Origin of the sequence: Clostridioides sp. ES-S-0054-01 (assembly GCA_021561035.1) — a bacterium.
Classification (GTDB): Bacteria; Bacillota; Clostridia; order Peptostreptococcales; family Peptostreptococcaceae; genus Clostridioides.
Map to the genome: position 1 here is coordinate 1,449,495 of CP067346.1, position 13,342 is coordinate 1,462,836.

General features: G+C 28.7%; 16 protein-coding genes and 1 other annotated feature. Of the genes, 12 read left to right on the forward strand and 4 right to left on the reverse strand.

All coding sequences use genetic code 11. The annotated features are described in order from the left end of the window. Positions 1-28 precede the first annotated feature (28 nt). The 11 genes from JJC02_06995 to JJC02_07045 all read left to right on the forward strand — a co-directional run bounded on the left by JJC02_06995 (position 29) and on the right by JJC02_07045 (position 9,714). Positions 29-730 (forward strand): hypothetical protein, encoded by a 702-nt coding sequence (locus tag JJC02_06995; protein ID UDN55912.1) that lies wholly within the window; start codon positions 29-31, stop codon positions 728-730. Between the two features lie 25 nt (positions 731-755). After that, positions 756-1,328 carry a GTP cyclohydrolase I FolE gene (gene folE, locus JJC02_07000; GenBank protein UDN55913.1) on the forward strand — a complete coding sequence of 191 codons (573 nt, stop codon included), beginning with the start codon at positions 756-758 and terminating at the stop codon, positions 1,326-1,328. A 70-nt stretch (positions 1,329-1,398) separates the two neighbouring features. Further along, on the forward strand, positions 1,399-2,190 hold the full coding sequence (gene folP / locus JJC02_07005) for a dihydropteroate synthase (protein ID UDN55914.1): 792 nt from the start codon (positions 1,399-1,401) through the stop codon (positions 2,188-2,190). 10 nt (positions 2,191-2,200) lie between these two features. Then, on the forward strand, positions 2,201-2,566 hold the full coding sequence (gene folB, locus JJC02_07010) for a dihydroneopterin aldolase (GenBank protein UDN55915.1): 366 nt from the start codon (positions 2,201-2,203) through the stop codon (positions 2,564-2,566). Next, positions 2,559-3,065, forward strand: coding sequence for a 2-amino-4-hydroxy-6-hydroxymethyldihydropteridine diphosphokinase (folK, locus tag JJC02_07015; GenBank protein ID UDN55916.1), 507 nt, complete (start codon positions 2,559-2,561; stop codon positions 3,063-3,065). The genes folB and folK overlap by 8 nt, the downstream gene beginning before the upstream one ends. Beyond that, entirely contained in the window at positions 3,046-3,831 is a 786-nt protein-coding gene (gene aroF, locus JJC02_07020; protein ID UDN55917.1) for a 3-deoxy-7-phosphoheptulonate synthase, read from the forward strand. The genes folK and aroF overlap by 20 nt, the downstream gene beginning before the upstream one ends. 256 nt (positions 3,832-4,087) lie before the next feature. Then, on the forward strand, positions 4,088-5,878 hold the full coding sequence (locus tag JJC02_07025) for a DNA primase (GenBank protein ID UDN56393.1): 1,791 nt from the start codon (positions 4,088-4,090) through the stop codon (positions 5,876-5,878). A 17-nt stretch (positions 5,879-5,895) separates the two neighbouring features. Further along, a complete protein-coding gene (gene rpoD / locus JJC02_07030) occupies positions 5,896-7,062 on the forward strand; it encodes an RNA polymerase sigma factor RpoD (protein ID UDN55918.1) in 1,167 nt (388 codons plus the stop codon). Between the two features lie 163 nt (positions 7,063-7,225). After that, positions 7,226-7,915: an SAM-dependent methyltransferase gene (locus JJC02_07035; GenBank protein UDN55919.1), complete on the forward strand. Its 690-nt coding sequence runs from the start codon at positions 7,226-7,228 to the stop codon at positions 7,913-7,915. A gap of 13 nt (positions 7,916-7,928) precedes the next feature. Then, on the forward strand, positions 7,929-9,026 hold the full coding sequence (locus tag JJC02_07040) for a Nif3-like dinuclear metal center hexameric protein (protein UDN55920.1): 1,098 nt from the start codon (positions 7,929-7,931) through the stop codon (positions 9,024-9,026). Between the two features lie 115 nt (positions 9,027-9,141). Continuing rightward, on the forward strand, positions 9,142-9,714 hold the full coding sequence (locus JJC02_07045) for an NAD(P)H-dependent oxidoreductase (protein ID UDN55921.1): 573 nt from the start codon (positions 9,142-9,144) through the stop codon (positions 9,712-9,714). A 60-nt stretch (positions 9,715-9,774) separates the two neighbouring features. On the opposite strand, the gene JJC02_07050 is transcribed toward JJC02_07045, so the two are convergent. Then, the gene (locus JJC02_07050) at positions 9,775-10,242 is read right to left on the reverse strand and encodes a pyridoxamine 5'-phosphate oxidase family protein (protein ID UDN55922.1); all 468 of its coding nucleotides are present in this window, start codon (positions 10,240-10,242) and stop codon (positions 9,775-9,777) included. 143 nt (positions 10,243-10,385) lie between these two features. Then, positions 10,386-10,650: a binding site (T-box leader), on the forward strand. A 165-nt stretch (positions 10,651-10,815) separates the two neighbouring features. Between JJC02_07050 and JJC02_07055 the strand changes: the two genes are divergently transcribed. Further along, the gene (locus JJC02_07055; protein ID UDN55923.1) at positions 10,816-11,367 is read left to right on the forward strand and encodes a tryptophan transporter; all 552 of its coding nucleotides are present in this window, start codon (positions 10,816-10,818) and stop codon (positions 11,365-11,367) included. 134 nt (positions 11,368-11,501) lie between these two features. On the opposite strand, the gene JJC02_07060 is transcribed toward JJC02_07055, so the two are convergent. From JJC02_07060 to JJC02_07070, 3 genes are all read right to left on the reverse strand, one after another. Further along, positions 11,502-11,978 (reverse strand): HD domain-containing protein, encoded by a 477-nt coding sequence (locus JJC02_07060; protein ID UDN55924.1) that lies wholly within the window; start codon positions 11,976-11,978, stop codon positions 11,502-11,504. 116 nt (positions 11,979-12,094) lie between these two features. Continuing rightward, complete coding sequence (locus tag JJC02_07065) at positions 12,095-12,955, reverse strand: DUF1648 domain-containing protein (GenBank protein ID UDN55925.1); 861 nt, start codon at positions 12,953-12,955, stop codon at positions 12,095-12,097. Beyond that, positions 12,948-13,337 carry a GntR family transcriptional regulator gene (locus tag JJC02_07070; GenBank protein UDN55926.1) on the reverse strand — a complete coding sequence of 130 codons (390 nt, stop codon included), beginning with the start codon at positions 13,335-13,337 and terminating at the stop codon, positions 12,948-12,950. The genes JJC02_07065 and JJC02_07070 overlap by 8 nt, the downstream gene beginning before the upstream one ends. Positions 13,338-13,342 lie beyond the last annotated feature (5 nt).

The window sequence follows — 13,342 nt, forward strand, 5'->3', positions numbered from 1 at the left end:
AATATTAACAATTTATTGGAGACAAAGAATGATAGGTTGCATTTATGAAGTATATAATGAAGAGATAACTAAAATAATAGAAAACCAAAACACTTTGGCCGTATATTTGGTGGGCTCTAGTAAAAATGTAGATTTTACTCTTTATGATGTAGAAATAAACGATATTGATGTATTCGTTTTTGTAAAAGAAGGGGAAAAACAGAAGAGAATACTATTTGAAAAAAAGGGAATAGAATTTGATATAAATTACTTTTCAAAAGATGGTGTAAAAAATTTATTATCAAATAGGGAATATTTCTTTGTGAAAGAAATGAAAGATGCTAAAGTACTGTTTGATAGAGAGAATATATCACATACTATAAAAGATATAAGTAGAGATATTTACTTAGAAGGACCTAGTAAAATATCATTAGAAGAAAAGTCTTTTTTAAAGCAAGATATTGGAGCAAAAATATCAAATTTAAAAAATAAAGAAAAATTTGATGTTTTTGAATATCATTTTTTGACGAATTTATATTTAAAAGATATAATAATTGGGTACTTTAATATAAATGATAAATGGGTACCAAAGGATAAAAAATTGCTAAAAGTTTTAAAAAAAGAAAATAATGAGCTTTTTGAACTAGCATCAAGAGTAAGTGAAAATTATGACTATCAAAGACTTTTAGATGTTTATAATTATATTTTTAAAGAAATTGAGACAAAAGAAGTTATAAAACTAATCTTCTAGTCACAAATCAATGGGGGGAGTTTAAATGAATAAAGTTGATAAAGAAAAGATACAACATGCAGTAAGAGAAATATTAGAGGCAATTGGGGAAGACCCAGATAGAGAAGGTTTAGTCGAGACTCCAAATAGAGTTGCTAGGATGTATGAAGAGATATTCTCTGGTCTTAGTGAAGAACCAAGAGACCACTTAAAAGTTCTTTTTGCAGATGAAAAACATGAAGAATTAGTATTGGTAAAAGATATTCCATTTTATTCATGCTGTGAGCATCATCTAGTTCCTTTCTTTGGAAAAGCTCATATTGCTTATTTACCAAAAGGAGGAAGACTTACAGGTCTTTCTAAACTTGCTAGAGTAATAGATACATTGGCAAAGAGACCACAATTACAAGAACGAATCACTAAAAATGCCGCAGATATAATAATGGAAGAATTACAACCTTATGGTGTCTTAGTAGTAGTAGAAGCTGAACATATGTGTATGACAATGAGAGGTGTAAAAAAACCAGGTTCAAAAACTGTTACATCAGCAGTGAGAGGGATATTTGAAAAGGATATTGCATCTAGGGCTGAGGCCATGAGTTTGATTACTATGAAGTAGCAATTTATTATAGAATAGATATAATAATTTATTGAGATATAAAATTTAATTTAAGGGAGTGTCATTAATTGTGTTTGATTATGGTAAAAGGACTTATATAATGGGAATATTAAATGTAACTCCAGATAGTTTTTCTGATGGAGGAGATTTTAATAACTTAGACATAGCAATACAACACGCAAAAGATATGGTTGAACAAGGTGCTGATATAATAGACCTAGGAGGAGAATCTACACGCCCAGGTCATAGCTATGTAGACTCAGATGAAGAACTAAGAAGAGTAATTCCTGTAATAAAAAAACTTAAACGAGAATTAGATATACCAATATCAATAGACACTTATAAGGCAGATGTCGCAGAAGAAGCCTTAAAATTAGGTGTTACTATGGTAAATGATGTTTGGGGTCTTAGAAAAGATAAAAAAATGGCTTCTGTAATAGGAAAATATGATGCAGAAGTATGTATAATGCATAATCAAGATGGGACAAACTATGATAAAGATATAATGGAGTCAATAAAAGACTTTCTTAAGGAAAGTATAGATATGGCAATAAGATGTGGAGTAAAAAAAGAAAAAATAGTACTTGACCCAGGAATAGGATTTGGGAAGGATTTTGAACAAAATATTGAAGTATTAAGAAGATTAAATGAATTAAAAGACTTAGGTTATCCTATTTTGCTTGGGACATCTAGAAAATCAGTAATAGGAAAAGTACTTCCAGTTGAACCCAAAAAAAGATTGGAAGGTACAATAGCTACTACTGTCCTTGGTATAAGAGATGGCGTAGATATAGTTAGAGTGCATGATGTTTATGAAAACTTAATGGCAGCTAGAATGACTGATGCAATATATAGAAAGTAGGTATAATATAATGGATAAAATATTACTTAGTAATCTAGGATTCTATGGATATCATGGTGTTCTTAAAGAAGAAAATTTTCTAGGTCAGAAATTCTTTGTTGACATGGAGCTTTATATTGATTCAAGAGAAGCAGGGCTTAGTGATGATATAAATAAATCTGTAAGCTATGCTGAAGTTTACAATGTTGTTAAAGATATTACTGAAAATAAACGATTTAATCTTTTGGAGGCTTTGGCAGAAAATATTGCTGAAGAAGTCTTAAATAAATTTATACTTATAAATGGAGTTATGGTTAGAGTTAGAAAGCCTGAAGCTCCTGTAAATGGTATTTATGACTATTTTGGTGTTGAGATAAGGAGAACAAGAGATGAATAAGGCTTATTTGGGAATAGGTACTAATATGGGTGATAGATTTGATAATTTATCAAAAGCATGCGAACTTTTAAAAAATAGTGATTCTATATATAAAGTCAAAGAATCAAGGTTATACGAAACAAAACCATGGGGCTATACAGAACAAGCAGATTTTCTAAATATGTGTGTAGAAATAGAAACAGAGTTTGAACCTTATGAGTTGTTAGAATATTGTCAAGAAATAGAGAAAGAACTACACAGAGAGAGAATAGTGCATTGGGGACCAAGAACTATAGATGTAGATATACTATTTTTTAATGATATAGTTTCTAATGATGAAAGATTAATAATACCTCATCCAAGGATTCAAGACAGAGCTTTCGTTTTGATACCACTTATGGATTTAAATGAAGAACTTCTAATAAATGAAAAATCAATAAGAGAACATTTAAACATCCTATCTGCTGAAGAAAGAGAAGAAGTAAAGGAGCTTGTAGGTTATGAAAGAAAACCTATTTAATGATAATTCAAAGATAGAGATAAATACAAATAATAAAAAGATAGTTGTAAAAAAGGACAAACTTATAATAGCTGGTCCATGTGCAATAGAGAGTTATGAGCAACTTTTAGAGACTGCTAAATTTGTGAAAAGTCATGGTGCAAATATTTTAAGAGGTGGAGCATATAAGCCGAGAACATCGCCAAACTCATTTCAAGGATTAAAAAAAGAAGGTCTTGAAATATTAAAAGCAGTTAAAGAAGAGGTTGGTATAGCTGTTATTACAGAACTTATGGATGTAAGAGATATGGATGAACTGTATAGCATAAGTGATATAATTCAAATTGGCTCAAGAAATATGCAAAACTTTACTCTTTTAAGTGAAGTAGGAAAACAAAAAAAACCTGTTATGTTAAAAAGAGGAATAGCATCAACAATTACTGAATGGATAGGTGCTTCTGAATATATATCAATAGAAGGAAATAGTAATATTATAATGTGTGAGAGAGGTATAAGAACATACAATGATTATACGAGAAATACATTAGATTTAGCTGCAGTACCGATTATTCAAAAGGAAACAGGTTTTCCTGTGGTGGTAGACCCAAGTCATGCTACTGGAGTTAGATACTTGGTAAAACCTATGTCACTGGCGTCCTTTGCATGTGGAGCAGATGGAATAATGGTAGAAGTGCATCCTGACCCAGAACATGCTTTGTCAGATGGTGCTCAATCTCTTTGCTTTAATGAATTTGAAGATTTAATGAAATCAATTAATAATTATTAAAAGAGGCAAGAGCCTCTTTTTTATTAGTAATTGTTATTAAGACGAATTTATAAGTTATATAATTTGATAATTAAACTATTTAATATAAATAAAGATTTAATATTGATATAATTAATATAAAAAATAAAAATTTTTTGTTTAATAAGAAGGATATCAATAAAAAAAGTCGAATTCTGTATATTGAGTGATTGACAAATTTAGAATATAGTGTAGAATAGAAATGTTAACACAAAAAATTACACCAGAAGGTGATAATATGAATGATATAAAAGACATTATTGAAGAAATAAAAGCTAGATGTGATATAGCAAGTATAATATCTGAATATATGAATATAAAACAATCTGGAGCTAATTACAAAGGATTATGTCCATTTCATGGAGAAAAGACACCATCTTTTTATATAAATACATCAAAACAGATTTATAAGTGTTTCGGTTGTGGTGAAGGTGGAGACGTAATAAATTTTGTCATGAAAATGGAAAATTTAGATTTTATGGATGCTGTAAAAATTTTAGCAAATAAATGCGGTATAGAAATTAACACTAACATGAATGAAGAAACTAGAATTAAAATAGAAAAATCTAAGAAATTTCAAGATATTCACACAGAAGCAGCTAGATTTTATCTCTCAAATTTATTGGGAAGCAAAAATCTTGGGTATGAATATTTAAGAATAAGAGGACTAGATGATAAAATTATTAAGAAATTTGGTTTAGGATTTTCTTTGGATTCATGGAATTCGCTTATGAATACTCTAATCAGTAAAGGATATAAAAAACAAGATTTATTGGAGTGCGGTCTAATAGCAAAAAATAGAGATGAAACTAATTGCTATGATAAATTTAGAAATAGAGTTATGTTTCCTATATTCGACTATAGAGGAAACATAATAGGATTTGGGGGGAGAGTATTAGACGATTCTTTGCCAAAATACTTAAATTCTCCAGACACATTAATTTTTAATAAAAAACAGAACTTATATGGATTAAATTTTGCTAGAAAAAATTTAGAGAGTAAAACTATAGTCTTAGTTGAAGGATATATGGATTTAATTTCTCTTTATCAGTATGGTATAAGAAATGTAGTAGCAACCCTTGGAACAGCCTTGACTGAACAACAAGGCATTTTAATAAAGAGATATGCGGACACTGCTATTATATCTTATGATTCTGATGAAGCAGGAATAAAGGCGACTTTAAGAGCTATAGATATACTTACTAAATTCGGTATCAATGTAAAAGTGTTGGACTTAAAAGATGCTAAAGACCCAGATGAATTTGTAAGAAAATACGGACTTAGTGATTATAAAAAAGCTATGGATGTTTCTACTCACTACATAAAATATAAAATAGATCATCTTAAAAAAGGATTTAACATTCAAAAAGATGAAGAACGAGTGAAGTTCGCAAAAGAAGCTTCTAAAATTATAAAACAATTGACAAGTCCTGTTGAAATTGATTTTTATACAAAGTATTTAAGCAATCAAATAGATATTAATGTCGAGTCTATAAAGAGAGAAGTTTATGGTAAGAATTATAATAAGCCATATAATAACAAAAATCAAAAGAAAGTAGAAGAAAAAATAATTGAAAAAGTCGAAGTCAGACAAGACGGAAAACAATTAGTTGAAGAGACTCTAATAAAAATAATGTTAGAAGATAAAAAAATTAGAGAAATAGCGTTACTTAAAATAGAAGAAAGTGATTTTTTATTGAAAGAAAGTAAAGAAATTTTAAATTACATGATTAAAAATCAAGAATTGGACAAAATAACTATTGACAAATTGAAAAGTTTAAACATATCCGAAGAATACTTAAAAGAATTAAATTCGATTTCTTTGAATAGTATAAACTTAGAGAACATAAAAGAAATAGAAGAAATAATAACAAATATCAGAAAAAACTCATTAGAAGAGCAAATTAATAGCTTGTTGAGAGAACAACAAGAATTAGAAAATAATAATGATATGAAAGAGGTAGATGGTAGAGTTATGGAAATTGCTTTAAAAATAGTTGAGATAAATAAAATTTTAAAGAGCTTGTAGAGAAAGGAGGTTTGAGTGTGGAAAATAAATCGAATAAAAAAGAGTTAAAAAAGGTTACTGCTAAGACATTAATAGAAAAAGGAAAAAAGCAAGGTTCTCTGACACTTGCAGAGATAATGGAAGCTTTTTCGGAGACTGAACTTGATAAGGATCAAGTAGAGAATCTTTATGAGACTTTAGGAAATTTGGGAATAGAAATAACAGAAACAAAAAATTATAAAGCTGATATAGATTTTTCGGTTGCTGATGACGATTTAAGTATAAGCCACTTAGATGAAGATGCAGAAGCAATTTCACATGACGACTCTTCTGCAATAGAAATAGAAACTGTGGATTTATCTTTACCCAAAGGAATAAGTATAGATGACCCTGTCAGAATGTACTTAAAAGAAATAGGAAAAATTCCTCTACTTAAACCACATGAAGAAGTAGAATTTGCTAGAAGAATGCACGAAGGTGATGAAATAGCAAAACAAAGGTTAGTTGAAGCTAACTTAAGACTAGTTGTAAGTATAGCAAAAAGATATGTAGGAAGAGGTATGCTTTTCTTGGATTTAATACAAGAGGGAAATTTAGGTCTTATAAAAGCAGTCGAAAAATTTGACTATACAAAAGGATATAAGTTTAGTACTTACGCAACATGGTGGATAAGACAAGCTATAACACGTGCTATTGCAGACCAAGCTAGAACTATAAGAATACCAGTTCATATGGTAGAGACTATAAATAAGCTAATAAGAGTATCAAGACAACTACTTCAAGAACTTGGAAGAGATCCAAAACCAGAAGAAATTGCAAAAGAAATGGAAATGACAGAAGATAAAGTAAGAGAAATAATGAAAATAGCTCAAGACCCTGTATCTTTAGAAACACCAATAGGAGAAGAAGAAGATAGCCATTTAGGTGATTTTATTCCAGATGATGATGCTCCAGCCCCAGCAGAGGCAGCAGCATATTCTTTATTAAAAGAACAAATAGAAGATGTACTTGGCTCATTAAATGATAGAGAGCAAAAAGTATTAAAACTTAGATTTGGTCTTGAGGATGGTAGAGCTAGAACTCTTGAGGAAGTTGGAAAAGAGTTCGATGTAACTAGGGAAAGAATAAGACAAATAGAAGCAAAAGCACTAAGAAAACTAAGACATCCAAGTAGATCAAAAAAACTTAGAGATTATTTAGATTAAAAAGATACATCATTAATGTTTTTGTGATAAAGGCCATGAGATAAGTGATATCTCATGGCTATTTTGTAGTAAAGATTTAATTTTATTTTTGTAGTTATTTTAGTTTAACATTTATAACTTGGACTAAAGTCTACAAATAAAGGAATTGAAAGGAGATTTATATTTGAAATTAACAGATAGATTATTGAAAATAGCATCATTAGTGTCAGATGGTAAAAAAATAGCTGACATAGGAACAGACCATGGATACATACCAGTATATTTGTTAAAAAAGGGAAGAGTACCATTTGCAGTGTTGGCTGATGTTAATAAAGGACCTCTTGACAATGCACGTAAAGAAGTCATACAGAACAATCTTTTAGATAAAGTTGATTTACGATTGGGTTCTGGTATAGAGATTCTTGAAATAGGGGAAGTAGAAGAAGTAATAATTGCTGGTATGGGTGGAATCTTGATAAGTGAGCTTCTTGAAGCTAAAAAAGAAGTAGCACATAGTATAGAAAAATTAATACTACAGCCGATGCAAGCACAAGAGGAACTTAGACGTTACCTTTTAAACAACGGTTATGAAATTTTCAAAGAAGTTTTAGTGAGAGAAGATTTTAGAATATATGAAATAATAGTTGCCAAATATACAGGTAAAAATACTATAATAGAAGATGAGATATATTATGAGGTTGGAATAAAACTTTTAGAAAATAAGGGCTCTCTTTTTAATGATTTTATAGAAAAAAAGATAAAAACATATAGTTCTATAGTTAGTAATTTAGAAGGAAAAAATGGAGAAACTATAGATAAGAAGAGAGAAGAAAGTGAAGTTGCAATAAAAAAACTTGAAAATTTAATAAAATAAATTGGAGGTATATATGCTATTAAAGAGTCTAACTAGAAAAATTGAAAAAAAGTACCCTCTAAACTTAGCGGAGGATTGGGACAATGTAGGTCTTATAGTTGGAGATTTTGATATGGATGTAAAAAGGGTATTAGTATCTTTAGAAGCTAATGAAGATGTTATTGATGAAGCTATATCCAAAAATATAGATTTAATTGTGACACATCATCCTTTTATATTTGGAAAAATTAATAAGATTAATAGTGCAGATTTAAAAGGTAGACTTATCCAAAAACTTATTAAAAATGATATATCACTTTACTCTATGCATACTAATTTTGATATAGCATTTGATGGTCTAAATGACTATTTTATGGAAATTATGGAATTTAGTAACTCAAAAGTTTTAGATGTAACGGAAAGCGAGAATTTATACAAACTAGCAGTATATGTTCCATGTAACTATTCAGATGAAATTAGAAAGGTTTTAAGTAATTCAGGAGCAGGTAATATAGGCAATTATAGTGATTGTACGTTTTCAATAGAAGGTGAAGGACAATTTAAGCCATTAGAAGGCTCTAATCCGTTTCTTGGAAGTGTAAATGGTATAGAAACTGTAAATGAAGTTAAAATTGAAACTGTAGTGCCACAGAAGCTTTTAGGAGGGGTAATAAGTTCTATGTTGGATGCACATCCTTATGAAGAAGTTGCATATGATTTGTACAAGCTAGAAAATAAAGGCAAGACATTTGGCCTAGGTAGAGTAAGTAGACTTGATGAAAGTATGACATTGGAAAACCTTTCAAATAAAATAAAAGAGAAATTAAATATGAAACATATCAGAGTGGTGGGAAATCTTAGTACAAATATAACGAAAGTAGCAGTTGTAACAGGGGCTGGTTCAGAGTTTGTAAAAAAGGCTAAGAGACAAGGAGCAGAAGTCTTAATAACTGGAGATGTAAAGTATCATGAGGCACAAGATGCCCTTGATATTGGAATGTGTATAGTGGATTGTGGTCATTTTGATACAGAAGATATATTCAAAAACGTTATGAAGAGATTTTTGGATGAATTTAGTGAAATTGAAGTAATAAAAAGTGATGTATATTTGAATCCATTTAGTATCATTTAGCAGTATTTGATTATTCAAAATTCTATGAAGCAGAAACCCTGTTACTTTAGTCATAGGGGGTTCAGTATAAAATACTATATAAAAAATAAATTTGAGTTTAATTAGGGGGATAAGGATGAAAGCAGCAGTAATTTTTCATAGTGTTTGTGGGAGTACATATTTATTAGCTAGAGAGTATAAAGAGGTTCTTGAAGAAATGAATATCGAGGTAGATATATTTAAAGTAAGTGATGAAGTTGCAAAAACACTTCCTCAATATTATTTGATAAATTCTAAAGAGTATAAAGATGAATTTGAAAGTATAAACGTAATTAAATCTGGAAAAGAACTACTAGATTATGATGTTGTATTTATGGGGTCACCAACTTATTATGGAAATGTATCTGGTCAAATGAAGATGTTTATGGATAGTTTTTCTGATATTTGGGTAGGAGCATCTTTAAGCGGGAAAACATTTGGTTGTTTTGCTACAGCAGGTTCACAACATGGAGGAGGAGAACTAGCTCTGCAAGCAATGAACATATTTGCCCAACATATGGGAATGACTCTTTTATCAGTTCCATGTACAGTAAGAGGAAGTCATCCAGCATATGGAATACTTCATATAGCAGGAGATAACTCTGATATAAGACCAAGTGATGATGTTAAGTTGGGTATAAGAGATTACCTAAAAAGACTTAATATATAAGATATCAAATAAAAATACCTAAAAGTGATTGTATAGATACTTTTAGGTATTTTTATTTGACTATAAACGTGAGGCTTTACCAGAAATATGGTCAATTTCTATTTTAACTACAGTTGTTAAATTCATATCTTTCTCTATGTATTTCATGCCTTCTTCAAAGAATCCTTTAGAATATTTTTTTATTATTTCTACAAGAGCATTTTTCTTTTCTTCATTTTCTACAGTACAAGCTTTCCCAAATACTATAGCACTAGAATAAGTAGTACTAAATTTGTCTGGAATAACATTTTCATTAGCAACTACTAGAAAAGAAACTTTGTTGTTTTTTGATATATTATCTAACTTATGACCATTTCTTGCACAATGGAAGTAAATCGAATCATTAAAATATACATAGTTTACAGCAACTCCATAAGGATAGCCATTTTCAGATATAGTGGAAAAAGTACCAAATTCACCATTTTTTAATACTTCGACAGTATCTTCTTTTGTCATTTCTCTCTTTTTTAATCTCATTTCTCTAAACATAATATCATCCTCTCTAATTTTGATGTTTAAATTAAATTTTAGAACATTTACAAAAATTATGCTATGTTTTTTACAAATTTAAAATAAAAAATTAGAGTTGACAATTATAAAAGTTTAGAATATTATAATATCAACAGCAAATTAAAAATCCTATGACAAGGAAGAGTAATTATGTTTAGCTTCAATATAGAGAGCTGAGGATGGTGGAATCTTAGCAAGAAGGAATATAGTGAATGGACCTTAGAGGAGTAAATTGAAATCATATTATTATGAGAGTAGACTTTATCGTCAGTCGCACGTTACAGCGAATAGGGTATGTAAGTACCTGATAATGAGATGTATAAGAGTTAAACAATAGTTTATTTTTATATAATTTAGGTGGCAACGCGGATATTCTCCGTCCTATTTATTTAGGACGGAGTTTTTTATTTAAAAAATTTTAAGAGAAAATGTATAATTTGATATAAAAGGTGGTGAAAGAGATGTTATGAACTATCAAAGTTAAAGAGAATGATTTAGAAAATTGGCAAGAAAATAAAATAAATATTAAACAAATTAGGGGGAATTATTATAATGAAAACAAATACAAAAAAATTAACTTTAAATGCAATACTTTTAGCTATGGGTTTATTAATACATCAACTTACACCTGCTATAGGGCTTCCAATGCAACCAGATATATCTTTAGCAATGATGTTTATAATAATGATATTAAATAAAGATGATTATAGGATTTGTCTAGTAGCAGGAATTGTGACAGGGATATTTGCGGCGTTAACAACTAAATTTCCAGGTGGTCAAGTTCCAAATATACTTGATAAAACGATTACAATAAATATAATGTTCATGATAATGTATGTAATTTATAAATTACCATTTATGAAGAACTTAAGCAATAAAAAGCAAGATTTAATAGTAGCTACAATAATATTTCCAATAGGTACTATTGTTAGTGGAACTACATTTTTACTAGTTGCCGAGGCAATAGTAGGTCTTCCTGGAGGTTCATTTATGGCATTATTTATGGTTGCAGTAGCACCGGCAATACTAATAAATTTAATAGCTGGTTTGCTGTTATTTAAGATAGTAAGCATGTCTATAAGAAGGGTAAGTTATCAAGGATAGAGGTTATGATTTATAATGATATTATAAGAAAATGTTGTTGTAGAAAATAATAAAATAGTAAAGAGGTATAAAGTTGAATGTAATACTTAATACCTCTTCAAAATTAAATTATAAAAAGTTATAAGGAAACTGTCTTATATATGATAAGGAGATAATAAAGAATGTATCTTTAAAGTCTCAACTAAACAACAAAATTTATCCAACAAACACACAATAAGTGCTTCTTTGTACCTAGGAGGCTTAACAGTAAGAGGCCACATATGTTTTAAAATTATATCCGTTTCTTTTTCATTTATTTGAAAAAATAAAGTTGCATTTTTTAATGCTTCTCTAGGGTGAGTAAATCCATGTAATCCTTTTCTATCACCTTTGTAATGCCAATCGTAAAGAAAAAAGTCGTGTAGTAAAGCTCCTCTAATTACACTTTGAATATCAACATTTAGGTGCAATTTTTTACATAATAAATAACTATAATATGCTACTGATAAACTATGTTCAAGACATGAAACATTGCCATGATGAGGAAAAGTTCTCATAAGTTGTACTTTTTCAGAAGAAAGTATCTCAGAAGCACATTCATTAAAATATTTGATTTCAGCTTTTGACAACATTATGCAAATCTCCATTTCTAGTAATATAAATACTATATTTCAACGATAATATGAAATATTTCTTATCCTACAAAATATAATACCCAATAATACAAGTAAGATACACTTTATGGTATTTAAAGTAAAAGAGATTTTATTAGGCTATACAATGAAAAAATTAAAAACAAAGCTATAGCAATATATAGTATCTTTCTAAGAGGATTTCCAAAATTTATGGTCCATCCAAGACCAAACCTTTTATTAACCATCAATGATGGGTCATTTGGATTATTATACATGGTGCCTGCTATCCAATATTTCTCATCTTCTTCTGGCGAATAGGAAGAGTTGGATTTTAAATTTGGAGAATTAATATATAATAAAATCATTAAACAAAATTCAGTACCTATTAATTTAAATATATTAAGAAATGATTTTTCCATAAGAATATCAGGAGACCCATTTATACTCCAATGAGTAGCAATTAAGTCTGGCAGTTGATTATAATTAAATGTTAAAAAAATACTCATTCCAAAAGTAAATAGTATTGGTATTAAATACAGTATTTTAAATTTTTTTATTAGTTTATTTTTCTTATTTATAAAATCCATATCTACTATTAGTTTTGAGTCTACATCTATATGACCTAATGTAGAATAAATTTCTGATTTAAGTTTTTTAGCTTTTTTATGAACATGAATATACAATATACTTTCATAAAATAAAAAGATTATAATACCAATAAAATAAGAGAGTTCCAATTTATCAAATAGAAAAACCAGGATAAAAACTAATATAAAATCTATAATAAAGCCTAAAGATAAAAATTTTTTAAATTCTTTATCCAAATTTATAAAGTAAGTGTAGTTTTTATGTTCTTGGTCTATAGAAACTCCATAAATATGTTTTTTGCCTACAAAATAGGGCATAAAATAAAATGTAGCATACATCAAGATTAGAATCGGAAATATTGTAAATAAACATTCAATCTTACTCATAATATTTCACCTCATACTTGTCAAATAAATTTGAACTTAGTGACAAAAATTCTTCTTTGCTAATGCCTGATAAATAAGATTTTGCTACTAATAGTTCCAATTCAAGCTTATTTTTTTGACGAGCTGTATTGTCTATTTTCATTGGTAATTGAGCAACAATAGCACCTTTTCTTCTATCAATATTTAATAATCCCTCTTCTTTTAGTTCATTGTAGGATTTATTCACTGTATGTAAATTTACACCAATATTTTCAGCCATACTTCTTACAGATGGAAGTGATTCATTTATTTTCAATTCTCCTGAAGCTATAGCCTTGGTTATTTCTTCCTTAATTTGTACATAAATAGATTTATCACTATTAAAATCTAAATTTAAAACCATAAAAA

What these genes read in the sequence shown, in the direction of transcription:
- folE (UDN55913.1), top strand. Translation starts at nt 756, where the DNA reads ATGAATAAAGTTGATAAAGAAAAGATACAACATGCAGTAAGAGAAATA.
- JJC02_07055 (UDN55923.1), top strand. Translation starts at nt 10,816, where the DNA reads ATGAAAACAAATACAAAAAAATTAACTTTAAATGCAATACTTTTAGCT.
- JJC02_06995 (UDN55912.1), top strand. Translation starts at nt 29, where the DNA reads ATGATAGGTTGCATTTATGAAGTATATAATGAAGAGATAACTAAAATA.
- JJC02_07025 (UDN56393.1), top strand. Translation starts at nt 4,088, where the DNA reads ATGAATGATATAAAAGACATTATTGAAGAAATAAAAGCTAGATGTGAT.
- JJC02_07050 (UDN55922.1), bottom strand. Translation starts at nt 10,242, where the DNA reads ATGTTTAGAGAAATGAGATTAAAAAAGAGAGAAATGACAAAAGAAGAT.
- JJC02_07040 (UDN55920.1), top strand. Translation starts at nt 7,929, where the DNA reads ATGCTATTAAAGAGTCTAACTAGAAAAATTGAAAAAAAGTACCCTCTA.
- JJC02_07060 (UDN55924.1), bottom strand. Translation starts at nt 11,978, where the DNA reads ATGTTGTCAAAAGCTGAAATCAAATATTTTAATGAATGTGCTTCTGAG.
- folB (UDN55915.1), top strand. Translation starts at nt 2,201, where the DNA reads ATGGATAAAATATTACTTAGTAATCTAGGATTCTATGGATATCATGGT.
- JJC02_07045 (UDN55921.1), top strand. Translation starts at nt 9,142, where the DNA reads ATGAAAGCAGCAGTAATTTTTCATAGTGTTTGTGGGAGTACATATTTA.
- JJC02_07070 (UDN55926.1), bottom strand. Translation starts at nt 13,337, where the DNA reads ATGGTTTTAAATTTAGATTTTAATAGTGATAAATCTATTTATGTACAA.
- aroF (UDN55917.1), top strand. Translation starts at nt 3,046, where the DNA reads ATGAAAGAAAACCTATTTAATGATAATTCAAAGATAGAGATAAATACA.
- JJC02_07065 (UDN55925.1), bottom strand. Translation starts at nt 12,955, where the DNA reads ATGAGTAAGATTGAATGTTTATTTACAATATTTCCGATTCTAATCTTG.
- folK (UDN55916.1), top strand. Translation starts at nt 2,559, where the DNA reads ATGAATAAGGCTTATTTGGGAATAGGTACTAATATGGGTGATAGATTT.